General features: G+C 56.1%; 23 protein-coding genes and 2 tRNA genes. 13 read left to right on the top strand and 12 right to left on the bottom strand.

What is annotated here, in order from left to right:
• Positions 1 to 277: 277 nt before the first annotated feature.
• From QP904_RS08255 to QP904_RS08245, 3 genes are all read right to left on the bottom strand, one after another.
• A complete protein-coding gene (locus tag QP904_RS08255; RefSeq protein WP_239207922.1) occupies positions 278 to 1780 on the bottom strand; it encodes a peptide MFS transporter in 1503 nt (500 codons plus the stop codon).
• 235 nt (positions 1781 to 2015) lie between these two features.
• On the bottom strand, positions 2016 to 2639 hold the full coding sequence (locus tag QP904_RS08250; RefSeq protein ID WP_005324052.1) for an ATP-dependent Clp protease proteolytic subunit: 624 nt from the start codon (positions 2637 to 2639) through the stop codon (positions 2016 to 2018).
• Between the two features lie 20 nt (positions 2640 to 2659).
• Positions 2660 to 3259 carry an ATP-dependent Clp protease proteolytic subunit gene (locus tag QP904_RS08245; protein WP_005324051.1) on the bottom strand — a complete coding sequence of 200 codons (600 nt, stop codon included), beginning with the start codon at positions 3257 to 3259 and terminating at the stop codon, positions 2660 to 2662.
• Positions 3260 to 3397: 138 nt separating this feature from the next.
• Between QP904_RS08245 and QP904_RS08240 the strand changes: the two genes are divergently transcribed.
• From QP904_RS08240 to QP904_RS08215, 6 genes are all read left to right on the top strand, one after another.
• Entirely contained in the window at positions 3398 to 4078 is a 681-nt protein-coding gene (locus QP904_RS08240; protein ID WP_005324050.1) for a metal-dependent transcriptional regulator, read from the top strand.
• 115 nt (positions 4079 to 4193) lie between these two features.
• Complete coding sequence (nrdI, locus tag QP904_RS08235; RefSeq protein ID WP_150850436.1) at positions 4194 to 4661, top strand: class Ib ribonucleoside-diphosphate reductase assembly flavoprotein NrdI; 468 nt, start codon at positions 4194 to 4196, stop codon at positions 4659 to 4661.
• Positions 4662 to 4711: 50 nt separating this feature from the next.
• On the top strand, positions 4712 to 6907 hold the full coding sequence (nrdE, locus tag QP904_RS08230) for a class 1b ribonucleoside-diphosphate reductase subunit alpha (protein WP_005324048.1): 2196 nt from the start codon (positions 4712 to 4714) through the stop codon (positions 6905 to 6907).
• A gap of 52 nt (positions 6908 to 6959) precedes the next feature.
• Positions 6960 to 7985, top strand: coding sequence for a class 1b ribonucleoside-diphosphate reductase subunit beta (gene nrdF / locus QP904_RS08225; protein ID WP_023020918.1), 1026 nt, complete (start codon positions 6960 to 6962; stop codon positions 7983 to 7985).
• Positions 7986 to 8070: 85 nt separating this feature from the next.
• Complete coding sequence (locus tag QP904_RS08220) at positions 8071 to 8241, top strand: hypothetical protein (protein WP_005329175.1); 171 nt, start codon at positions 8071 to 8073, stop codon at positions 8239 to 8241.
• A 39-nt stretch (positions 8242 to 8280) separates the two neighbouring features.
• On the top strand, positions 8281 to 8862 hold the full coding sequence (locus tag QP904_RS08215; protein WP_005324045.1) for an NADPH-dependent FMN reductase: 582 nt from the start codon (positions 8281 to 8283) through the stop codon (positions 8860 to 8862).
• A gap of 173 nt (positions 8863 to 9035) precedes the next feature.
• Here the strand turns inward: QP904_RS08215 and tig are convergent, their stop codons facing one another.
• The 3 genes from tig to QP904_RS08200 form a co-directional block, all read right to left on the bottom strand.
• Complete coding sequence (tig, locus tag QP904_RS08210; protein WP_023020916.1) at positions 9036 to 10394, bottom strand: trigger factor; 1359 nt, start codon at positions 10392 to 10394, stop codon at positions 9036 to 9038.
• Positions 10395 to 10484: 90 nt separating this feature from the next.
• A tRNA-Pro gene (locus tag QP904_RS08205) sits at positions 10485 to 10558 on the bottom strand.
• A gap of 134 nt (positions 10559 to 10692) precedes the next feature.
• Positions 10693 to 11508 carry a hypothetical protein gene (locus QP904_RS08200; RefSeq protein ID WP_023020915.1) on the bottom strand — a complete coding sequence of 272 codons (816 nt, stop codon included), beginning with the start codon at positions 11506 to 11508 and terminating at the stop codon, positions 10693 to 10695.
• 122 nt (positions 11509 to 11630) lie between these two features.
• On the opposite strand from QP904_RS08200, the gene QP904_RS08195 reads away from it, so the two are divergent.
• From QP904_RS08195 to QP904_RS08180, 4 genes are all read left to right on the top strand, one after another.
• A tRNA-Gly gene (locus QP904_RS08195) sits at positions 11631 to 11705 on the top strand.
• A 104-nt stretch (positions 11706 to 11809) separates the two neighbouring features.
• Complete coding sequence (locus QP904_RS08190; protein WP_284835858.1) at positions 11810 to 12502, top strand: nitroreductase family protein; 693 nt, start codon at positions 11810 to 11812, stop codon at positions 12500 to 12502.
• Positions 12503 to 12628: 126 nt separating this feature from the next.
• Positions 12629 to 13261, top strand: a complete 633-nt coding sequence (locus tag QP904_RS08185) for a hypothetical protein (RefSeq protein ID WP_034655494.1) — start codon at positions 12629 to 12631, stop codon at positions 13259 to 13261.
• 18 nt (positions 13262 to 13279) lie between these two features.
• Entirely contained in the window at positions 13280 to 14113 is an 834-nt protein-coding gene (locus QP904_RS08180; RefSeq protein WP_023020912.1) for an aldo/keto reductase, read from the top strand.
• 86 nt (positions 14114 to 14199) lie between these two features.
• Here QP904_RS08180 and QP904_RS08175 read toward each other — a convergent pair whose 3' ends face one another.
• On the bottom strand, positions 14200 to 14673 hold the full coding sequence (locus QP904_RS08175; protein WP_239207926.1) for a ribose-5-phosphate isomerase: 474 nt from the start codon (positions 14671 to 14673) through the stop codon (positions 14200 to 14202).
• A gap of 116 nt (positions 14674 to 14789) precedes the next feature.
• Between QP904_RS08175 and QP904_RS08170 the strand changes: the two genes are divergently transcribed.
• Positions 14790 to 15197: an MFS transporter gene (locus QP904_RS08170; RefSeq protein WP_239207927.1), complete on the top strand. Its 408-nt coding sequence runs from the start codon at positions 14790 to 14792 to the stop codon at positions 15195 to 15197.
• 184 nt (positions 15198 to 15381) lie between these two features.
• Here the strand turns inward: QP904_RS08170 and QP904_RS08165 are convergent, their stop codons facing one another.
• Positions 15382 to 15543: a hypothetical protein gene (locus QP904_RS08165; protein ID WP_284596648.1), complete on the bottom strand. Its 162-nt coding sequence runs from the start codon at positions 15541 to 15543 to the stop codon at positions 15382 to 15384.
• Positions 15544 to 15726: 183 nt separating this feature from the next.
• Here QP904_RS08165 and QP904_RS11835 point away from each other — a divergent pair, with 183 nt between their 5' ends.
• The gene (locus QP904_RS11835; protein ID WP_396130123.1) at positions 15727 to 15918 is read left to right on the top strand and encodes an excalibur calcium-binding domain-containing protein; all 192 of its coding nucleotides are present in this window, start codon (positions 15727 to 15729) and stop codon (positions 15916 to 15918) included.
• 243 nt (positions 15919 to 16161) lie between these two features.
• Here QP904_RS11835 and QP904_RS08160 read toward each other — a convergent pair whose 3' ends face one another.
• Positions 16162 to 16785: a mycothiol-dependent nitroreductase Rv2466c family protein gene (locus tag QP904_RS08160; protein ID WP_284835857.1), complete on the bottom strand. Its 624-nt coding sequence runs from the start codon at positions 16783 to 16785 to the stop codon at positions 16162 to 16164.
• Between the two features lie 98 nt (positions 16786 to 16883).
• Here QP904_RS08160 and pepN point away from each other — a divergent pair, with 98 nt between their 5' ends.
• Positions 16884 to 19400 (top strand): aminopeptidase N, encoded by a 2517-nt coding sequence (gene pepN, locus QP904_RS08155; protein WP_238801162.1) that lies wholly within the window; start codon positions 16884 to 16886, stop codon positions 19398 to 19400.
• A 38-nt stretch (positions 19401 to 19438) separates the two neighbouring features.
• Here pepN and QP904_RS08150 read toward each other — a convergent pair whose 3' ends face one another.
• The 3 genes from QP904_RS08150 to QP904_RS08140 all read right to left on the bottom strand — a co-directional run bounded on the left by QP904_RS08150 (position 19439) and on the right by QP904_RS08140 (position 22246).
• Complete coding sequence (locus QP904_RS08150) at positions 19439 to 20176, bottom strand: GntR family transcriptional regulator (protein WP_238801161.1); 738 nt, start codon at positions 20174 to 20176, stop codon at positions 19439 to 19441.
• Between the two features lie 73 nt (positions 20177 to 20249).
• Positions 20250 to 20966: an SDR family oxidoreductase gene (locus tag QP904_RS08145; RefSeq protein WP_238801160.1), complete on the bottom strand. Its 717-nt coding sequence runs from the start codon at positions 20964 to 20966 to the stop codon at positions 20250 to 20252.
• A 65-nt stretch (positions 20967 to 21031) separates the two neighbouring features.
• Entirely contained in the window at positions 21032 to 22246 is a 1215-nt protein-coding gene (locus QP904_RS08140) for an alkylhydroperoxidase domain protein (protein WP_238801159.1), read from the bottom strand.
• Positions 22247 to 22261 lie beyond the last annotated feature (15 nt).

The raw sequence follows: 22261 nt of genomic DNA, 5'->3' as shown, positions 1-22261 counted from the left end.
CTACGGCGCCTTCACGCGTCGCGGACGAAATGCAGAATACTCCAGCCCCGAACCATAGACAATTGCTTTTCTTTAACGTTTTCTTTGGTTAACCTTTAGTTAACCTACCGCAGCATAGAACCGTGCCTTTTGGGGTTTCCACCGGCTTAGAAATGCCCTGCTTAGAATACTTATATTCTTTTACCCCCACCGCTTAGCTTGAGTGATAAAAACCACTAAGGGAGGTATGTCGCATTTGAATCGACACACCTCCCATTTCGGGCTCTTTTAACACCCTTTAGCGGAAGCTAGAAAACTTCCTTACTACCCAGCGGCTAAGGACAAGCAATATACCGCCCAACACGATAGATACAACGCCAAGGGAGATAAAGAAGGTATTCTCCGCGCCTGCATCATCTGGGTTGTAGAAGCTAGCCAAAGAGCCAGCCAGGGACGTGCCCATTGCCACGGCCATCATCCATACCGCCATCATGCGGGATGGGAATGCCTCTGGCGCCACCTTGGTAGCTAGAGAATTGCCCACCGGCGAAAGGAGGAGTTCCGCCATGGTGAAAAGGAAGAGAATGAAAATGATGACATACATCGGGGTGGAGTTCGCTTCCGCCCCCGAGAAAGGAAGGAAGAAAAACAAGGAGATGCCGATGACGATATTGGCAGCGCCAAACTTTACTGGGGTGGACCACTGCCTATCCCCTAGCTTTGTCCACATCGTTGCAAAGACCGCGGAGAAAATAACAATGAAGACTGGATTAATGGACTGGACGAGTGATGGAGGAATTTCCCAACCAAATACGTGGCGGTCCAAGCGCACATCCGAGTAAATCGTCATAACGGTGAACTGCTGCTGGAAGATACCAAAGAACAAAACACCGGAAATGAACATCGGAATAAAGCCCAGCAGGCGGTTCTTTTCTTCGCGGGTTACCAACTTCGAGGTATACATCTGAACCCACAGATAAACTGCAGCCAGAAGTGCCACCGCGGTAACAATATTGGAAAGCCAATCAACCTGAATAGCGCCGGTTGCCAGTGCCACAACCATAACCACAATGATGGCCGCTACTGCCAACACACCCATAAGCAATTGCTTGAAGCTCGCTGGGTTTGGAACCTCATGCCCCGCGTCTTTGATAGTGGTCTTGCGCATGAGCGAATATTGAATCAGGCCGAGCGCCATGCCGATTGCTGCGATACCAAAGCCCCAGTGGAAACCCTGCCAGCCCCACAGGGCAGTGGTGAGCAGTGGACCAACGAGAGCGCCGATATTAACGCCCATATAGAAGATGGAGAAGCCACCATCGCGGCGCGGATCATCGCGACTGTACATGGCACCAAGCACAACCTGCGCGGTGGTCTTAACACCGCCGGAGCCGATGGCGATAAGAACGAGGCCAATGGCCAAACCAGTTATTGCGGGAATAAACGCCAAAGCAATGTGGCCAAGCATCACCATGCTAGCCGAGTAAAACAGTGTGCGTTCTGCGCCTAAGACACGGTCAGCAACAAGAGAAGCCAACAAGCAGGCCATGTAGACCAAGCCGCCGTAGGCACCCACGATAGACGTCGCGTCCGCTCGGTCCAGGCCAAGGCCACCATCGGTAGTGGCGTAATACATGTACAGCAAGACAAGGGCTTGCATGCCATAGAAGCTAAAGCGCTCCCACATTTCCACGCCGAAGAGGTTGGCCAATCCCCAAGGGTGCCCAAAGAATGTGCGTTCGCCGCTCTGCGGCGTGGGCGCAGCGGCCTGAGCCGCCGCGTCGGATGTGTGTTTCTCCATAAAAATATATGACCACTTAGAGGTCTAAATCACAAATCGACCATTATAAGTTTAGTGTCGCACGATAGAAATAAACCTAACGACCTGCAGATATTGCGAGAGAGACTTACCCCATTCGGGTGCAGCAAGAATTACCGGGCATTGCCCCTTCCCTGCCCCACAATGCTGAAAGCCCCTGCCTCACAACCGGAACTCGGTTGAGCGGCAGGGGCTACCTAGAATGAGTTATTCCAAATTAAGCGTTGAGCTTGCGGTAATCAAAGACCGTATCGATGATGCCGTATTCAACGGCTTCCTGAGCGGTCAGAATCTTATCGCGATCCGTATCAATGCGGATCTGCTCAGCGGTACGACCGGTGTGCTCAGACAGGGTGGTTTCCATCAGCTTGCGCATGCGCTCAATCTCGGCGGCCTGGATCTCTAGATCAGAAACCTGACCCTGAGTACCCTGAGTTGCCGGCTGGTGAATGAGCACGCGGGAGTTCGGCAAAGCTGCACGCTTGCCCGGCGCACCGGCGGCAAGCAGCACAGCTGCCGCCGAAGCGGCCTGGCCCAAGCACACGGTCTGCACGTCCGGGCGGACGTAGCGCATGGTGTCATAGATGGCCATCAGCGCGGTAAAGGAGCCGCCCGGGGAGTTGATGTACATCGTAATATCGCGGTCTGGGTCCTGGGACTCCAGGACCAGCAGCTGCGCCATGATGTCGTTAGCGGAGGTGTCATCGACCTGGGTGCCCAGGAAGATGATGCGCTCCTCAAACAGCTTGGAGTACGGGTTGGTTTCCTTAGTGCCCTGTGCGGACTGCTCAATGAAGGACGGCAGAACGTAGCGGGAACTTGGCATCTGGGACTGATTCATAGTGATTTTCTCCTTATTCCCTAGTTGCTCAGCGGGCCGTTAACGGACTCAATGACGTGGTCAACAATGCCGTAGTCCTTGGCCTGTTGGGCGGTCATCCAACGGTCACGGTCGGAGTCCTTGGTGATCTGCTCAAAGGTCTGGCCGGTGTGCTCGGCAATGAGCTCCGCCATCTCCCGCTTGGTCTGAGCAAATTGCTCAGCCTGGATGGCGATGTCCGCAGCGGTACCACCGACACCAGCGGAAGGCTGGTGCATCATAATGCGCGCGTGCGGCAGAGCGTAGCGCTTGCCCTTGGTGCCGCCGGAAAGCAGGAACTGACCCATGGAGGCAGCCAGGCCCATGCCGTACGTGGCAATATCGCACGGCGAGTACTTCATGGTGTCATAAATAGCCATGCCCGCAGTGACAGAGCCACCCGGGGAGTTGATGTAGAGCGAAATGTCGCGAGTGGGGTCCTCGGCGGACAGCAGGAGGATCTGGGCGCACAGCTTGTTCGCAATCTCATCATCGACCTGGGTTCCCAGGAAGATAATGCGCTCGCGCAACAGGCGCTCGTACACGCTATCGCTCAGATTCATACCCGTAGACGACGAGTTCATTGAAATCTTCTCAGACATTAGTGGTTCTCCTTCAAGTGAAGAATGCTTTAACTGGCCCCACCTTACCGGCATTCCTCTCAAACTTGGCCTCTGTTCGCTATGAGCGTTGGGCCACAGCGCCAAAGGCGCACACGGAAGCTGGGTTAACATTTACTCATGTCTGTTTCCGAGCTGTCCACCAGTACCCAGAACTATTTGAAAGCTATCTGGGGGCTAAAGGAATGGTCATCCGAGCCCGTTACCGCCACGCTTATAGCGAAACAGCTGGGACTCAAGCTCTCCTCGGTTTCCGATGCAGTGCGCAAAATGGCGAAGCAAGGGCTCGTGTCACACACGCCCTATGGCTCTGTGGAGTTAACCGAACTTGGCAGGCAGTACGCATTGGTCATGGTGCGCCGTCACCGATTGCTTGAGTCTTTTTTGGTTCAAGCATTGGGCTACACCTGGGACGAAGTCCATAATGAAGCCGAAAATCTCGAACACGCGGTGTCTGACATGCTCATAGAACGTGTGGATAAGTTCCTTGATTACCCCACTAGGGATCCGCACGGCGATCCTATCCCTACGGTTGATGGACAGATCACCATCCCCAGTGCGCATCGCCTCACCGACAGCGGTGCACAATCGCAGGTGACCGTGGAACGCATTTCTGATTCCGACCCACAACTGCTGAAGTTCCTTGAAGAGCGCGGCATTGTCACTGGGGCTGTTCTTAGCACGCGCGAGGGAGCGCCCTTTTCAGATTCTCTCGAAATACAGGTGGCCGGCGGCACTCAGTGGGTAGTACTTGGACGCCCAGCTACCGACGCAGTGTTTGTAGCACACCACAACCTTTAGACATTCCCCTTTGCATTAATCCTGCTCTCACCTGCCCTTTTCAAAACTACGTTATACCGTAGTTGCAACTACGGCATTGCGTAGTTAGTCTTTTCGAATATCACCTACCCCACTTATGGCTAAGGCCAGGATGAGCAGGATTGCCATGTCAGACTCACCAGATTTGGTGTACTTTTCCAGCGTTTCAGAGAACACGAAAAGATTCGTCGAACGCTTAGATAGACCCGCGGTGCGCATTCCACTGCGCCCCAAGAAAACCGGGATGATCCAGGTTTCACACCCGTACGTACTCATCGTTCCCACCTACGGCGGCGGCTCGCTCAAACGCGCAGTCCCCAAACAGGTCATCGACTTCCTCAATGACCCAATCAACCGCTCCTTTATCCGGGGCGTTATTACCTCAGGGAATACCAACTTCGGAAGTGCTTACTGCGTCGCCGGACGCATCATTTCCGCCAAGTGCCACGTACCGGAGCTGTATCACTTCGAGCTTCTCGGCACCCAGAAGGACATCGCCGCCGTAAAGCAGGGCCTTCAGAAGTTTTGGAAGCAGCAAAAGCAGCTAACGATGACACCCCATTAATCCCCCACAAGATGAAGAACACATCCGCATCACACAGATTGGAAAACACAATGTGGCCTCTTGATGCCACCCCCACACAGACTATTGGCGCTACGCCCCGCACCGCTTCAGCAGACAATGCCGGCGGTGTCGGCAAGCGCAAGAGCTACCACGCACTCAACGCGCAGCTGAACTTGTTCGACGCTTCTGGAAAAATCCAGTTTGACAAGGACATTCAGGCAGCACAAGACTATGTCACGCACCATGTCGCTCCCCGCATGCATCAGTTCGATTCCACCAAGCAACGCTTGGAATGGTTGGTTGATAACGAGTACTACGAGCGGGATTTCCTTGAGCTTTATGATGACGCCTTTCTGTGCGCCATGTACGACAGAGCACATCGAGTTAAGCATCAGTTCCGCACCTTCCTCGGCGCATTTAAGTTCTTCACTTCATATGCACTGAAAACCTTTGATGGCTCCCGATTCCTAGAAGGCTACGAAGAACGCGTCGCCACCACAGCTTTATACCTTGCACAGGGCGACGAAGAGCTCGCAGAAAAGCTGGTGGATGACATCATGACCGGACGCTTCCAGCCCGCCACCCCTACTTTTCTCAACGCAGGCAAAGCCCAGCGCGGCGAAATGGTCTCCTGCTTCCTCCTGCGAATCGAAGACAATTTGGAGAGCATTGGCCGCTGCGTGAACTCTGCACTGCAACTATCAAAGCGCGGTGGTGGAGTGGCCCTGTTGCTGAGCAATCTGCGCGAATCCGGAGCCCCGATCAAAAAGATTGAGAACCAGGCTTCCGGCGTAGTCCCAGTCATGAAGATTCTCGAAGATAGCTTCAGCTATGCCAACCAATTGGGCTCCCGGCAGGGCGCTGGAGCCGTCTACCTGCATGCGCACCATCCAGATATTCTTCGCTTCCTGGATACCAAGCGGGAAAATGCCGATGAGAAAGTCCGCATCAAGACTCTTTCGCTGGGGGTTGTTATTCCAGATATAACCTTCCGTCTGGCCAAAGAGAACAAGGACATGCATCTTTTTAGCCCGTATGACATCGCTCGCGAGTACGGCGTAGCCATGTCTGACATGTCCATCACCGAGTACTACGACGAGCTGGTTGCCAATCCGCGAATCTCTCACACGACCATTAAGGCCCGCGAGTTTTTCACCACGCTGGCTGAGCTTCAGTTTGAATCCGGATACCCCTACATCCTCTTTGAGGATACGGTCAACCGCGCTAATCCCCTCAAAGGACATATCAATATGTCCAACCTGTGTAGCGAAATCCTCCAGGTCAACACGCCATCGACCTACGGAGCTTCGGGTGACTACACCACCGTTGGCCAGGATATTTCCTGCAATCTAGGTTCGCTCAACATTGCGAAGGCTTTTGAATCGCCGGACTTCGGGGAGACCGTCGAAACCGCAGTGCGTGCCCTCACGAAGGTTTCAGACCTGACGAATATCGAAGCTGTTCCCTCCATCGCTCACGGAAATGCTTCCATGCATGCCATTGGTCTGGGCCAAATGAATCTCCACGGCTTCCTTGCTTCACAGCGTATTCCTTATGGCTGCGCCGAGGCACTGGACTTTACAAATATCTATTTCCTCACGGTGACCTACCATGCGCTCCGCGCATCCCACGCACTCGCGGTTGAAAAAGGTCAACGATTCACAGGCTTCGAAGAATCCACCTATGCCACTGGCGCCTACTTTGACAAATACATCGACCAAGACTGGGCGCCAGCCACTGAACACGTAAAACAGCTCTTCCACGAAGCAGGCGTGCAGATCCCTCAACGCGAGGATTGGCTACGGCTCAAGAATCAAGTGATGCAAGACGGCATCTACAACGCCTACTTGCAGGCAGTTCCACCCACTGGATCAATTTCCTACATCAATGACTCCACCGCGTCCATCCACCCAATTGCCTCCAAAATTGAAATACGCAAGGAAGGCCGCTTGGGGCGCGTGTACTACCCCGCGCCGGAAATGACCAACGACAACCTGGAGTATTTCGATGACTCCTACGCAGTGGGATACGAAAAAATCATCGACACCTACGCCATGGCCACCCAACACGTGGACCAAGGGCTTTCCCTGACCTTGTTCTTTACCGCTGATACCACCACGCGGGACATCAACAAGGCACAAATCTATGCCTGGAAAGCCGGAATCAAGACCCTCTACTACATCCGTTTACGCCAATCCGCGCTCCAAGGAACCGAGGTCGAAGGCTGCGTCTCCTGTGCTTTGTAGGAGCACGGTCCTCCCCCTTGTCTACAACCATTCACTCAGAAAGAAAGAAGCTATGTCGTCAACATCGAATAGTGCTGAACTAACCAGCATTTCAGTTACTCCGCCGAGCTACCGGCATGATCCTTCAGCCCGCATCCGCGCCATCAATTGGAACCGGGTGAGCGATGACAAGGATCTTGAAGTGTGGAACCGTCTAACCGCCAACTTTTGGTTGCCAGAGAAGGTCCCGCTTTCTAATGATCTCCCGGCGTGGCAGAAGATGACACCCGAGGAACGCAACCTCACCATGCGGGTGTTCACGGGACTCACCACCCTGGATACTGTCCAGGCCACCGTGGGTGAAATCTGTCAGATTCAAGATGCCCGCACCGAACACGAGGAGGCCGTGTATACCAACATCGCCTTCATGCAGTCAGTCCATGCCCGTTCATACTCTTCAGTGTTTTCTACCCTGAGCAGTACAAAGGAAATTGATGAAGCATACCGCTGGGCGGTGAATAACGACCTTCTCCAGGCACGCGCCAAGAAAGTTCTCGCGCACTATTTTGGGCCGGATCCACTCAAACGCAAGGTGTCATCGACGTTGCTTTCCTCGCTGCTTCTCTACGCGGGTTTCTATCTTCCCTTGCACTTTTCTGTCCACGCCACCCTGACAAATACGGCAGACATGATCCGCCTCATTCTGCGTGACAAGGCAGTGCACGGCTACTACTCGGGTTACAAATATCAGCGCGGTCTGGAATCCACGACCCCGCTACGGCAGAAGGAGATGCATGATTTCACCATTTCTTTGCTCGAAGAGCTTTATGCACTAGAGCTGGACTATTCCGGCGAGCTATATGAGCCTTTGGGACTCATGGATGATGTAGCCGTGTTCGTTCGCTATAACGCCAATAAGGCACTCATGAATTTGGGCTACCCGGATTATTTCCCGCCCGAAGAAACGGAAGTGAACCCAGAAATCCTCGCGGCCCTAGCCCCCGGAGCAGATGAGAACCATGACTTCTTCTCCGGATCTGGTTCCTCCTATGTCATTGGTACTGCTGAAGAAACGAGTGATGATGACTGGGATTTCTAAACCTTTTCCGCGACCGGACCAAGGAAGCTGGCTTGAGACCATCGCGCTGTTTGAAGCCATCCGCGAAGGAAACCAACCCGCAGCCATGCGGCTGTTGAATACATCCGCCGCACGAGAGGCCGTCCTCGGGGGGCTTCTAGGACTCATCGAACTGTACTTCCGCCATGAAGAAGGAGACAAAGTAGATGGCTTCCTCACCGCCGCCCACGCTGCCGGCCCACCACCGGCCTTTGGCTGCAAGCCTTTTCTCCCTTGACCACGTCTCCCTACACCCAACTAAGAAAGAAGGTTTACCATGACCACCCCACGTATCAGCGTTATCGTCGGCAGCCTGCGCCGAGAGTCATTTGCACGCAAGATTGCACACGAGGTGCTCACGATGATCCCTGAAGGCTACGAGGCAAACATCGTGGAAATCCGTGACTTGCCGCTCTATGACTTCGACTACGATGACCCCGCCGTCACGGACAAGCCCACTCCGGCTGAGTACACCACCTTTCGCGAGACCATCAAGAACTCGAGCGGGATCCTCTTCATTACGCCAGAGAACAACCGCACTATCCCTGCCTGCCTCAAAAACGCAGTGGACATCGGCTCTAAACCCAACTCAGATGTGGCGTGGAAGAACCTTCCCGCAGGTATCATTAGCCACTCTGTAGGCCGCATGGGCGGCTACAGTTCACAGAAGAACCTTCGCCTCGCTCTGTCCTACTTCGACATGCCGCTCCCTGGTCAGCCCGAAGTATTTCTGGGCCAATCCCCCACCCTTTTCGAAGAGTCCGGACATCTCAATCAACGTACCGCAGACTTTGTCAAGGATTACGTTATGCGCTTCCTGCAGTTGACCGACGAGGCCTTTAGAGCCAAGAACGGCTAGCGGTATCCCCAGCCAACACACATCACGCCCTCTTCGAAGTACTCAAAGACTCCTAGAGGGCGTTCACAATGACACAAACCCCGGATTCAGGCTCATCCTTGAGTTACCTGAATCCGGGGTTTCATGCGCGCTCGCCACCACACATGTGGCAGCACCGCGTTACAAGCGGGAGATTACTTCTCCTCGGAAGCTTCTGCAGCGTCCTCTTCTTCGATTTCACCGAAGTACTGGTCAACGTCAACCTTATTGCCCTCTTCATCCTTGACGGTGGTGCGGCAGATAGCGGCAGCCAGTGCCTTGCCACGGCGCACGTCAGAGAAGAGGTTTGCGATCTGGCCGTTGGACTGCAGCTGCTGGATGAACTGGTTCGGGTCCATGCCGTAGGACTGAGCGGTGAACAGGATGTGGTCGGTAAGCTCCTGTTGGGAAACTTCCGGCTCTTCCTTTTCTGCTACGGCGTCGAGGAACAGCTGAGTGCGGACGGACTCTTCTGCCTGCTCACGAGTCTGCTTATCAAACTCCTCGCGAGAAGTGCCCTGTGCCTCAAGCAACTGAGCCAGTGCCTTCTCATCGTGAGCCAGCTGGCCCAGAATCTGGTGCAGTTGGGAGTGAGCCTGCTCGTCCACTACGGACTGCGGCAGTTCGAATTCGACCTCGGAGAGCGCGGACTTCAGGACCTCATCGCGAATCTGGGCAGCCTGCTCAGCCTTCTTGGTCTCCTCCACCTGGGTCTTGGTGGATTCGCGCAGTTCATCCATGGTGTCGAACTCGGAAGCCATCTGAGCGAACTCATCGTCCATAGCCGGCAGCTTGCGCTCCTTGGACTGCTGGACGTGAACCTTGATGGTGGCCTCTTCGTCCTTGTGCTCGCCAGACTGGATGGTGGAAGTGAACTCGTTATCCTCACCGGTCTTCATACCACGCAGGGCGGTGTCCAAGCCCTTGATGAGGTCATCGTCACCGATGCGGTAGGACAGGCCCTCGGTGGAAGCGTCCTCAATCTTCTCGCCGTCAATCTCAGCGGTGATGTCGATGATTGCGTAGTCGCCGGTCTTCATCTTGCGCTTGGTGTCCTTGAGCTCACCGAAGCGCTCTGCCAACTCCTCCAGAGCCTTGTCGACGTCCTCTTCGTCAGCCTTCAGGGCCGGGACGGTAACGGAGATCTTGGAGAAGTCTGGGACCTCGAACTCAGGGCGGATATCAACCTCGGCGGTGAACTCCACGAAGTCTTTATCCTCAATCTTGGAAATATCAACGTCCGGCTGGCCGATAACCTTCAGATCGTTTTCCTTGACTGCCTGCTCGTAACGGGAAGGCAGCATGTCATTGACGACCTGCTCCAGGATGGGGCCGCGGCCGAAGCGAGCGTCAATAAGCTGGCGCGGTGCCTTGCCCTTACGGAAACCTGGAATAGAAACCTGCTGCGCGATTGCCGCGTAAGCTTGATCGATTTCCTGGTCCAGCTCCGCAAACGGAACGTTGACGGTGAGCTTAACGCGGGTATCGCTCAGCTTGTCTACGGTGGTCTTCACGAGTGAATCTCCCTGGCTTCATTGTTTTACGTACATAAACTTAAAGGGGGTCCGGAAATCCTTATTAGGGCATTTCCAGACCCCCATACGTCGGGGCGACAGGATTTGAACCTGCGACCCCCTGCTCCCAAAGCAGGTGCGCTACCAAACTGCGCCACGCCCCGTATGTAGGCCACCAAGTTGCCTTGGCTGCGTTGCATACCTGAGACAGTGTACCGTGTCCGTTTTAAATCTCCTAAACGGACCCCCACTTAAAGGCATCCACGCAGCCCAGCGGCCGATTTTGACAGTGCTTCAGCTAGAAATCGAAATCAAACATTCCATCAAAGAAGCCGTCACCGTCGCCGTCAGTTAGACCATCGAAGAAGCCGCCGCCATCATCGCCGCCACCAACGTCGCCAGCATCACCGGCGTCACCACCCACGTCGCCAGCGTCACCCATGCCATCGGGACCGCCCCAATCGCCGCTTTCTGCAGCAGCCGCAGAGTAGCCAATGCCCGACATGCCGGAGAAGAGGGCATTAAACATCATGGAGTAGCCCACCATCCACACGCCGGTGTGCAGCGCATCGGCCCACCATGGACGGGAGTACCAACCTGCCGGAACCGGACGCCCTGCCACGATTCCACCCGGGTAGTAGTTGGGAGTATTCGCAGAAGCATATGGTGAGGCCGTAATCTCTTGGCCATTCGCTTCGACCGTACGCTCTTCCGTCACCTTGCCAGCCGCACGCTGCCCCTCCAGCGGCGGGAGTTCTGGGCCTGGGTTCATGCCCATAATTTCGCGCGCGGCATTCACATAATGCATGCCTTCCAGGGCCGACTCACGCGCCAAATTCGCCTGCTTGGCGGTAGTAGCACGCGAAATCGCCGCGTTAGCTGCAGTGAACCGTTCAGAAGCATCAGCCATCGCTTGCTGGGAGGCAGAATCCGTGCCAGAAATCTGCATTACTTGGCCACCCAGGCGTTCAATCCACCGACGTGCATCAGCCTGTGCATCGGCCAATTGCTGTGCCTCGCGTTCTTCCCGACGTTTGTGAGAGCTACGGGAGGAAAGAAACCAGACGCCTCCACCAATTGCCAGCGCAACGAGCAAAATTCCCACTATGATCATCGCTTTCTATAGATAGATCCGTTCCTCTTATAACAACGGCTCAGGCGCCAGCCTAGTTCCCTATTTTCTTTTTTGGCCGCGGTTGCGCTAAAGTATGGCCCAGCGTTGATATAGCGCGTTGTGGGAATGTCGTATAGTGGCTAATACCTCAGCCTTCCAAGCTGAAGACGCGGGTTCGATTCCCGTCATTCCCTCCAGTTTTCGCCCACCTCTAGGTGGGCGATTTTTCGTTTTCCACCCATCATCATCGGATGTTCACGGTATACGGCGAAAACATGCGACGAAGTGTAGGGTGGCGCGCATGACTTCAACCAATAAGTATTCGGAGTTTATCCGCAACCGCCATTCGCCTCGCGCGTTTCTGCCAGAGCCCATGCCGGTAGAAGACATCAAGCAAGTTCTAAAAGATGCTCAATCCGCACCGTCCAACTCCAGTACCCAACCGTGGGATGTCCACTTGGTGGGCGGAGAAAAGCTCAAGGAATTAAGCGCGGCGCTTATTAAGGAATTCGGCACCAATGGGCTCAGCCCCGACTTCACCACCGATTATGGTGAGGGTATCCATCCCAAGCGCTCCCAAGAGCTAGCCGCCAAAATGTACGGCCTCCTGGGCATTGAGCGCGAGGACAAAGCAGGTCGCGTGGAATTCATCCGCGAAAACTTGCGCTTCTTTGGCGCACCCCATGCGGTACTTCTCTTTATCCCGCCGATGGGTGACCGCATTCGCGCCGCCTTTGACCAAGGAACCTATACCGAAAACTTCCTGCTTTCTTTGGAAGCACACGGCTACCACGGCATCCCACAGGGGATGATTTCCTTGATTGCGCCAACCGCGCGTGAATTCCTCGGCGTAGACGAGGACTACAAGCTGGTCACCGCTATTACCTTTGGTAAAGCTGATGAATCGAGCCCGGTCTTTAAAACGAATCCAGGCCGCGCGCCACTTTCGGAAACCGTGACAGTTCACGGCATCGATGGCCTCGACCTCGATTAGCCCCCGCCCCATCAGGAAGCTACTTTCAACGATTTCGTCCATCTAAACCACCGCAACCGTCGACGAGACAGGCGATCTGTGGGGACGAAATCGTTGAATCGCCTCGGCAAGCCTAGAATTATGGCTATGGATATCACTCTTGCGACCTTTGACCATGCGCCTGAGACTGCACTGCGGGGCGTACGCTTCAATAACACGTGGGTGCCGTCGGAGACGTACGCTGATTCCCGCCGCGGCACGCTGACTGGGCAGTATCCGCAACGCCAAGCCACCACGCGCATTAGCGAGATTTTTGCGGGCGTCGGTTATGAGGTGCGCGAGGATACGCAGCCGGCCGGTAGCGATGTCTTTCGCTTGCTAGAGCAGCCCAGCCTAGAAGAACTCAACGACGTCAATGGCGTCATCGCCGTCTGCTCGCTACTAGGTGGAAATTCACCTATGTCGGTGTTGTGGCCGGGTGTAGCCGAAAGCGGGGAGAATAATGAGTTGGTCTCCCCTATTGACTTAGCGCCTACGCTCGCTGCCATTGCCGGCCTCGACGTGCGCCCTAATGCGCAACTGTCCTTTGATGGATTGAACTTGGTGCCGGTGCTGCGGCACGGCGCCTCGGGGCACGCAGCGTTGTTCTTTGACAATGGAGTGCGCATGATTGATGCCTCGCTTATCGACGACACCGCTACCCCGCCCCATGAGCGTGCCCGCCTGCAGGATGAGTGGGAGACGTGGAATAAATTCATCACTCTCGGCCCGCTGCAATAGATAGGTAGTCTGGGGCGCATGAGCGTACCTAAAATCACCCTTAATGACGGCAATACCATCCCGCAGCTGGGCTTTGGCGTGTTCCAGATGGATCCGGAGCAGACCGAAGATCTGGTAGCTGAAGCCCTGCGCGTGGGTTATCGCCATATTGATACCGCCGCTATCTACGGCAATGAGGAAGGCGTAGGACGGGCTATTGCCAAGTCTGGCATTCCCCGCGAGGAGCTTTTTATCACCACCAAGCTGTGGAATGACCGCCAGACCGATGCTGCTGCAGCGCTCGATGAGTCCTTGGAAAAGCTCGGCTTGGAGTATGTGGATCTTTACCTCATCCACTGGCCTACACCAGCAAAGGGCACCTATGTTGAGGCTTGGCAGCAACTCATTGATCTGCAGAAGCAGGGCAAGACAAAGTCCATCGGCGTCTCCAATTTCGAGCTGGAGCACCTGGAACAGCTGGAGCTCAAGACCGATATAAAGCCAGCGGTCAACCAAGTCGAGCTTCATCCCTATCTGCAGCGCTGGAGGGAGCTGGACGCCTTCCGCGCCCACACCGTGGCTATCGAGGCATGGGGCCCGCTGGGGCAGGGAAAGAGCGATATCTTGGATGCCCCCGAGGTCACCGACGCCGCTGCAGCGCACGATGTCAGCCCAGCGCAAGTCATCATTCGTTGGCACCTACAAAATGGCGTCATCCTCTTCCCCAAGTCTGCGACGCCCTCGCGCATTGCGGAAAACTTTGATGTCTTCGGCTTTGAACTAACCGAGGAGGAGATGGCTGCCATCACCGCCTTGGACGAAGGCGAGGAGGGACGCGGCGGCCCGCACCCGAATGACATGAATGATGCCTAAGTCTTAGCGCCTTGGCTATGCCTGGCCGAAACACAAAGAAACGCCGCGGAACCACCTTTGTTCCGCGGCGTTTATTTTCTCAAGGCTTAGGCCTCGGGCAGCTCTGGGGCGATACCGGTGCGCTCGTACTGCGCCAAGATGTCGATGCGGCGCTGGTGGCGCTCCGCACGGGACCATTCTTGATCCAGGAAGGCATCGACGATTTCCAAGGCTTGCTCCTCGGTGTGCATGCGGCCGCCGATGCCGATGAGCTGGGCGTTGTTGTGCTCGCGGGCAAGGCGGGCGGTCTCGGCGGACCAGGCCAGTGCACAGCGGGCTCCCTTGACCTTATTGGCTGCAATCTGCTCGCCATTGCCGGAGCCGCCAAGCACAATGCCCAAGGAACCCGGATCATTGACGGTGCGTTGTGCCGCTTCGATGCAAAATGCCGGGTAATCGTCCTCGGCATCGTAGGTGTGGGCGCCGCAATCAATGACTTCGTGGCCCTGTTTAGTGAGGTGTTCAGCAATCAGGTTCTTGGTTTCGAAACCTGCGTGGTCTGCTCCTAGATATACGCGCATGGCCTTTATCCTACCGGCCCGGCGCGCCTCGAGGAGGCTTAGCGCCCGCCCTGTTTCGCATTACAAATTCCTGATAGGCTCGCGGACAAGGATTTTCGCGATAAGAGAGGAAAGCTATGCCTATAACCACCCGGATCCTCGCGCTATACGGCGGAAGCCTTCTAGCCTGGTTCATTATGCTCGGCGTTCAGGTTTCCGGAGGCGGAGGCTTTCTCCTACCGCTTATCGCCAGCACCCTAGCAACGTTGGCTCACGTGGGCTTAGGCATCTGGTGGATTGCCCAGAAGGTGCGCGGGAATCCGCGGGCAAATGGGGGCGCTATTGCGGCCGGCATTATCGCGCTCCTCGCCGGCGCCTCATGGGCTTCCTGGGTACTTGTTGCGTGGGACGACTTTCGAGCCGGCATGGCGCTGCCCGCTATCAATATCGCAGGTCTTCCGGCATTCATCTTGACCCCGCTGACCATCGCGCTGTGTGTCGGCGCCGCAATTCAGCTGCGCCAGCACGAAACGCGCTCCCAGTAGCTACAAGAAACAGATTCTTTGGGTGGAAACTCCCTCTTTGCCTTTGGGCTACCGGCAAAGATCAACTCGGACACCGCTAATCATCGCTTTAAATTTAGAAATCAGACGATTCATATCCAAAAGAGGACTGCAATGGCGAGGGATCAAGTAGCTTAAGTAAAGTCTGAAACTCTCTCCCAAAGGACTAAAGCATGAAAAAGCTACTCCCTATTCTCGTTACAACCACGCTTTTGATATCAGCATGTAGCGATTCAGGCGAAAGCTCCGAGACCACTTCCAGCACGACCAGCAGCAGTCCGTCGAGCACCACCACGTCCTCTACGACTAGCTCGACTAGTAGCGTCACTACCTCCTCATCTAGCGAGGTTACGCCTCCACCAGAGGTTGAAGAACCTGACGAAGAGGATGAGCACGACGATGACGATCTCCACGTACACGATAATCCGAACGCTGCATTGGGCGACTCAGATGAGGAAGAACGTTTTTCTCGGACGGCACCTCCGGCTGGACTCAACAGTGCTCAAATGAAATGGCTCCACAAGTTGCACAGCAATTCGTAGCACCGCCGGCCGAGCAACAAAACGACCCAGCACCAGCCGGTGGTGGATCTGGTCGAACCTGCGCCGAAATTGGGCACAAAGTCTACCCTGGCGACCCTGACTACTCGCTAGAACGAGATGAGGACGGGGACGGTGTGGGCTGCGAATCCTATCCGGGATAATGCATTCCCCGATTTTTGCGGAGAATTAAAGACTAAGTAGGGGGCAAGCAAGGAAGATGCCCCCTGTTCCTTCCTACATCCCATAGCATCTCCGCTTAACGCTGCTGAGATCGCGGCCTTTTCAGCCCCGCGAATCCAGCAGCAAGAGTGGGCCATTTAGCCCCCATGTGCCTATGGCGGAAAGATTTGACTCACCAGCGCCTTCTATTGGAGCGTGTGGTGAGTAATGGTCCTCGTTTTAGCTTAACCCTCCTCCACCTGCGGCATCTCGGTGCGGGAGCGCTTGAGTTCGAAGAAGTAGGGGTACTGGGCAAGGCGCAAGGAGGCGTCGAAAAGCTCGCCTGCTTCTTCCCCGGTAGGAATGCGGGTAATCACCGGGCCGAAGAAAGCGGTCTCGCCTAGCTTGATAACCGGGGTGCCTACCTCATCCCCCACGGAAGAAATCCCGTTGTGGTGGTACTCGCGCAGCTTCTCGTCATAGTCCTCGGTATTGGCCACCTCGGCGAACTCGGCCGGAAGTTCTACCTCAGCCAGAGCCTGCGCGATGATGTCATCATAAGCGCCAAATCCGGTGCGCCCGCCGTTGCCCTTGGTGTGGACCAGGGTGCCCATCGCGGTATAAAGCTCATCTACTTTTTCCGGACGCTCGGCCTTAACCTTGGCAAAGACACGTGCCGGGCCCCAGTTAGCCTTCATCATATCCATGTAAGTGGCGTCTAGATCACGGCCATCGTTCAGCACGGACAGGGACATCGGCTCGAACTCGACCTCAATATCGCGAACCTTTTCTACTTCCTTGATCCACCGCGAGGTGGCCCAAGCGAAGGGGCAAGATACGTCGAACCAGAACTTTACTGCGTCAGCCATGATTACTCCTTTGATTGATAAAAGTTTGCCCCACCAGCCTAGGCGCGCGACTACTGTAGATGCAGAACTATTTTCGGAACCGAAGGAGAATATAGGCTATGACCTCCGTAAACCTCACCCGCGAGGAAGCACAAAAACGCTCCCAGATGATTGAGGTGGACCATTATGATGTCACTTTAGACCTCAAGTATTCCGATACCCACTTCCTGTCCACTACGAAGGTGGAGTTTAAGTCCCGGGAAATCGGAGCGACCTTCATTGATCTGCGCGCCGAGGAAGTCCATGAGGTTCGCCTCAACGGCAATCCGCTGCCTACGGATTCCTATAACCCCACCTACGGCATTCCACTCTCCGGCCTCCAAGTAGCTGACTACACGCTAGAAGTCACCGCGAAGATCCCGTATTCCCGCACCGGTGAGGGCCTGCACCGCTTTATCGACCCCGCCGATGACAAGGTCTACCTCTATACCCAATTTGAAACCGCCGATGCCAAGCGGGTTTTCGCCTGTTTTGACCAGCCGGATATGAAGGCCACCTACGCGCTGCATTTCAAGGCTCCGGAGGACTGGACCGTCATTAGCAACGGCCCAGTGAGCTGGGAAGGAGACGTAGCCAGCACGGATATCGACTACCCGCTGTCTACCTACCTGGTAGCCCTGTGCGCCGGCCCTTACCACGAGGTCACCGATACCTGGCGTGGCGAGCTGACCGCACATCCCGAGGGCAAGCCGGCCCAAAAACTCGAGGTACCACTCGGCATTTACTGCCGCGCTTCGCTCGCCCATGCTCTGGATGCTGAGCGCTTGTTTACAGAGACCAAGCAGGGCTTTGATTTCTATCACCGCAACTTCGGCTTCCCCTACCCCTTTGGCAAGTATGACCAGATTTTCGTGCCGGAGTTCAACGCGGGTGCGATGGAAAATGCCGGGTGCGTCACCATCCGCGATGAATACGTCTTTACCTCCCAGGCCACGCACTATAAGTATGAGCGCCGTGCCGATACTATTTTGCACGAATTGGCCCATATGTGGTTCGGCGATCTCGTCACCATGCAGTGGTGGGACGATTTGTGGCTCAATGAGTCCTTCGCCACTTGGTCTGCGGCCATTTCTCAGGCGGAAGAAACCGAATACGATACCGCGTGGGTAACCTTTGCCAACGTAGAAAAGTCCTGGGCCTACCAGCAAGATCAGCTGCCTACCACCCACCCGATTTCTACCGATGCCAGCGATATCGAAACCGTAGAGCAAAACTTCGATGGCATCACCTACGCCAAGGGTGCTTCGGTACTCAAGCAGCTCCAAGCTTATGTTGGCCGCGAAAACTTCCTAGCCGGCGTGCGCCGTCACTTCGCCGCCCATGCATGGGGCAATGCCACCTTCAATGATCTCTTAGGACACCTTACGGAAGCCTCCGGCCGCGACCTTTCTTTCTGGGCGCAGCAGTGGCTTAAGACCTCCGGCATCAACACTCTGAGCATAGCGCTCAATGCGGATGAGTCCGGCACGATTACCCATGCCTATCTCACCCAGACTGGCGATACCTTACGCACCCACCGCGTGGCGGTGGGCCTATATAACCTGCAGGAGGGTCAGGTAGTGCGCACCGACCGTATCGAAATGGATATCGACGGCGCCTCCACCGAGATTCCAGAACTCATCGGCCGGCAGCTAGCAGACATCGACTTCCTGCTGCCCAATGACGATGACCTGACCTACTGCCTTATCGAATTGGACGCGGGTTCGCTGCAATTCCTGCTGGATAATATCGATAAGTTTGCCGATCCTATGGCCCGCACCCTGTGCTGGTCCACTGCCTGGGAGATGACCCGCGCTGGCACTATGCGCGCCCGCGATTTCATCCAGCTAGTGGCCCGCGGTATGCAGGCTGAGACCGAGCTTGCCGTCCTCGAACGCATTGTTTTGCAGGCCTCCAGCGCACTGAAGAACTACGCCGATCCACAGTGGGCGGCCCAGAGCACCCTGCTTGCCGACGCCCTCCTCGACGGCGCCCACAGCACCGACGCCCAGCGCTCCATCATCTGTACCCAGGCGCTGGCCAAGATTCGCCTGCACGATAGCGCAAGTGACTACCTGCGTAGCGTGCTCGACTCCTCCGAAGATGCGGGGCTGCGTTGGTATGCACTGGCGGCACTCGCCGCCGATGGGGCGATAAATGATGTCCCCACTGCCGCTAATGCGCAGTTAGAGCGCGATAATTCCGCCACCGGCTACTACTCCTCCCTGCGCGCCCGCGCCGCCGAAGCAACCGCCGAAAACAAGCGCACGGTATGGGAGGACATCGTGGCGGGCAACCTCACCAACCGCGAGCTCACCTCCAAACTTGAAGGTTTGCTCTATCCGCATGGCGAGGAGTTCCTTCCCACCACGGAGTTTTTCGATATTGCGGAAAAGGTGTGGTCTTCCCAGTCCTCCGAGGTCGCTCTGACCACCGTGACGGGTCTCTTTCCTTCCTGGGATATTACGCAAAAGGGCTTGGACCGCGCCGACGCTTTCCTGGAGAAAGACCTGCCCGGTGGTCTGCGCCGTACGATAACCGAGCAGCGTGACCGCGTAGCTCGTGCGCTGCGCAATCGCCAGGTGGACGCTAGCTAAGCCAGCTTTCCCGCGCCTCCATCCTCGGTTCGTACGGGTTATGGCGCGGGATCCTCGCCCAAGACTACTTCTACATTGGCGATATCAGAGCGCAGTGACTCTTCGATATAAGCAAAGACCGCGCCGGTCTCATTCTTCAACAATCGCACGAACCGAAGAAGCGGGTGCGATCGGCTCACCTCCAAGAGTTTCTGTTCTTCGGTGCGCGCGGTAGCGGCACTCATACTCTCGCGTTTAAAAACCGGCTTGAGGTTATAGCCAGCCAGTATGTCCATAATCGGCTCGCGCAGGTCGTGCTGATTGAGATCAGGAGCCATATTTACCGGGATGGTATAGCGCGAGAGGACGACCGGCTTGCCGTCGACGGAATAGAGGCGCTTGATTTCCCATGCAAAGGTGGATTCATTCACGCCCAGTATCGCTGCTACATGCTTAGGCACGTGCGCTTTATTGATGGAAACCACCCGCACGGCGGTGTCATGCCCGCGCTCGCGCAATTGCGTGACGATGCTGTTCTTATTGGTCAGGCTCAGCGTAGGGGGGACCCTACGCACGTAGGTGCCGCCGTTGCGCCCACGGCGGCGATCAAGAAGGCCTTCTACTTCTAAAATGTCTAAGGCATGGCGCACGGTCATGCGCGCAACCTGAAATTCTCGGACCAACTCGCGTTCGGTGGGAAAACGCTGACCAGGTTCTAATTCATTGCGCTCGATCTTGTCGCGTAGGGCATCGGAAATAAGGAGATAGGCAGGCCGTTTTCGGCTTTGGGAAGTCACAGTCCTCGAGTGTAACGGGCAGGCCGAAAACCAACCCCATTAATGTATGATGTACCTTACTAAAACCTATTTACTACTTGCGCAGAGATAGTTCGATTCGCGGCCTAACCTGGATTTCCGTGAGTTGGGTGGTGGGCCCTGCCTCCACCACAGTACGGATGGCGCGAGCTACCTCAGCCGGGGCAATGACCTGTGAGGGGTCATAGTCCTGCAGCCCCTGCAGCATCGGAGTATCGGTAGGGCCTGGCGCCACGGTGGATACGCGAATCCCCGGCTCGGAGATACGCAGTCCGTCTGCGAGTGCATACAAAGCGTGCTTCGTGGCCGCGTAGACGACGTTATCGCCATAACTGTGGCGGCCGGCACCAGAGTTAATAAAGACCACTGTGCCCTCGGCTTTACGCAGCTGCGGCAGCAGTATGCGGGTCACCTCTGCAGGAGCGTGCACATTAAGATCCATGTGCGCCCGCCAGTTTTCCGGAGTGGCTTCTTCTACGGAGTATTTGGTGGCCTGCGCAGCGGCGTGCACAAGCACGTCTACACGATCCAGCTCCGGCAGCGCCATGTCCTCATCTAGGCCGGCTACTAGGTCGATGGTTACCGGTGTGATGGAGTCCGATTCGGGCAGATCCGCTGCGCTGCGGCCCAGTGCGTAAACGTGATAATCACCGGCCAAGTCCGCGATAATTTCGCGGCCCATGCCGCCGGTAGCGCCGGTGACAACGGCAACTTTCTGCAAGGCTTGGTCATCCGAGTGTGCTGGTGCGGAGTCATTTTTAATATCAGTCATGCCGCCCCATCATAGGGATCCTTCGCCCCTGCTGCCGCGCCACCCCAGTCAGCGCCGGTCGCCGGTTAGCGGAAACGCTTAGGGACGTCCGGTTGTCCCAATGTGAGCATCAAGCGATTGGCCCAGTTGAAGAAGGAGGAAGCGTAGATCAGATCCAGGATGGACTGATCATCGAATCCGGCTGCGCGCAGGTCCGCGCAAAGTTGCGCATCAAAAGCAAAGGGGGTTTCGGTCAGCGCCACGGCGGCGCGACGAATAAGGTCCCACTCCTGAGAACCAAGGTCTGCTTCGATGCCTTCGTCCAAGAGGCGGTCTACGATGTCGCGGTCACCGCCCTCTTGGACGCACCGCGCCTGGTGCACGGCGGCACAGTACTCGCAGCCGTTATAACGCGAGGCCACAGTTGCGGCGAGCTCCCGATCCGCGCGGGAGAGGCCGCCTTCGGTGTTATAGAAAATGTCCAGGTCAGTCAGCGTGCGCGCCTTCAATGCTGCAGGATCGCGGGCGAGTAAGCGGAAATACTCAGAATCAATGCGCTCTGGTTTGATGAGGGCTTCGGTATGCTCCGCAGTAAAGTCTTCCTTTGCCAGTGCCTCTACCCAAGGCTTCCAGCCTAGGGAGTGGTTGACAAAGTGGTCTGGGAGCACGGTATCGGGCTGCAGTGTATTCGCGGTAGCCTGCCATCCCGGGTTAGTCACGCCGGCGGCGCGCTCAGCCGTGGGACGAGACGCGGAATCCTCCCCAGCAAGCACGTGCAGGCCGTGGACCACGCGCAGCTGAAAGGACAAAAAGGCCACCAGCTGAGACAAGCTGACAATTTCGGTGGCAGGCCACCCGGCAGCATCGAGGTGCCCGATGGCCTGCGGGGAGGCATCTTTGGGGTGGAAGGCCAAAAGATGTGCCCAGTCGAAGGCGGCGGCTAGGCGCTTGCCCAACGCGGCTTCCGCGTCGGTATCGCCAAAGATTAGGAATTCACCTTGGTGGTATGGACCGGTGGACACACCGCGCTGGGCGGCTGCGCGCACGGCGGTGACAAGGCCCTCATCGGCCTCGTCGCCCAAGAGGTCGAAGTAGAAATCCGCAGCCTCGCTCGCCTGGTAGATGGCGGCGGTAAAAGCCGCAACGGCATAGCGCTCCGCATAGGAGAACTCACCCGGCTCTGCGGGCTCAAGCAACGCACTAAAGCTCAGCTGCGCATTATCTTGTGCATCTTGGCGTGCACGGCGCAGCTGCTGCACCTCGGCACTGGCATGGGAAAGCTCGTTAATGATGTCGGTCATTTTTCAGTCCAACCT

Source organism: Corynebacterium nasorum, assembly GCF_030229765.1.
In the GTDB taxonomy this organism is placed as follows: Bacteria; Actinomycetota; Actinomycetes; order Mycobacteriales; family Mycobacteriaceae; genus Corynebacterium; species Corynebacterium kefirresidentii.
Note: the sequence above shows the minus strand (reverse complement) of the source record. Positions and strands in the feature narration are given on the sequence as shown.

Coding starts and splice junctions, on each gene's coding strand:
- QP904_RS08255 (WP_239207922.1), bottom strand. CDS start 1,780: ATGGAGAAACACACATCCGACGCGGCGGCTCAGGCCGCTGCGCCCACG.
- QP904_RS08250 (WP_005324052.1), bottom strand. CDS start 2,639: ATGAATCAGTCCCAGATGCCAAGTTCCCGCTACGTTCTGCCGTCCTTC.
- QP904_RS08245 (WP_005324051.1), bottom strand. CDS start 3,259: ATGTCTGAGAAGATTTCAATGAACTCGTCGTCTACGGGTATGAATCTG.
- QP904_RS08240 (WP_005324050.1), top strand. CDS start 3,398: ATGTCTGTTTCCGAGCTGTCCACCAGTACCCAGAACTATTTGAAAGCT.
- nrdI (WP_150850436.1), top strand. CDS start 4,194: ATGGCTAAGGCCAGGATGAGCAGGATTGCCATGTCAGACTCACCAGAT.
- nrdE (WP_005324048.1), top strand. CDS start 4,712: ATGTGGCCTCTTGATGCCACCCCCACACAGACTATTGGCGCTACGCCC.
- nrdF (WP_023020918.1), top strand. CDS start 6,960: ATGTCGTCAACATCGAATAGTGCTGAACTAACCAGCATTTCAGTTACT.
- QP904_RS08220 (WP_005329175.1), top strand. CDS start 8,071: ATGCGGCTGTTGAATACATCCGCCGCACGAGAGGCCGTCCTCGGGGGG.
- QP904_RS08215 (WP_005324045.1), top strand. CDS start 8,281: ATGACCACCCCACGTATCAGCGTTATCGTCGGCAGCCTGCGCCGAGAG.
- QP904_RS08200 (WP_023020915.1), bottom strand. CDS start 11,508: ATGATCATAGTGGGAATTTTGCTCGTTGCGCTGGCAATTGGTGGAGGC.
- QP904_RS08190 (WP_284835858.1), top strand. CDS start 11,810: ATGACTTCAACCAATAAGTATTCGGAGTTTATCCGCAACCGCCATTCG.
- QP904_RS08185 (WP_034655494.1), top strand. CDS start 12,629: ATGGATATCACTCTTGCGACCTTTGACCATGCGCCTGAGACTGCACTG.
- QP904_RS08180 (WP_023020912.1), top strand. CDS start 13,280: ATGAGCGTACCTAAAATCACCCTTAATGACGGCAATACCATCCCGCAG.
- QP904_RS08175 (WP_239207926.1), bottom strand. CDS start 14,673: ATGCGCGTATATCTAGGAGCAGACCACGCAGGTTTCGAAACCAAGAAC.
- QP904_RS08170 (WP_239207927.1), top strand. CDS start 14,790: ATGCCTATAACCACCCGGATCCTCGCGCTATACGGCGGAAGCCTTCTA.
- QP904_RS11835 (WP_396130123.1), top strand. CDS start 15,727: ATGGCTCCACAAGTTGCACAGCAATTCGTAGCACCGCCGGCCGAGCAA.
- QP904_RS08160 (WP_284835857.1), bottom strand. CDS start 16,785: ATGGCTGACGCAGTAAAGTTCTGGTTCGACGTATCTTGCCCCTTCGCT.
- pepN (WP_238801162.1), top strand. CDS start 16,884: ATGACCTCCGTAAACCTCACCCGCGAGGAAGCACAAAAACGCTCCCAG.
- QP904_RS08145 (WP_238801160.1), bottom strand. CDS start 20,966: ATGACTGATATTAAAAATGACTCCGCACCAGCACACTCGGATGACCAA.
- QP904_RS08140 (WP_238801159.1), bottom strand. CDS start 22,246: ATGACCGACATCATTAACGAGCTTTCCCATGCCAGTGCCGAGGTGCAG.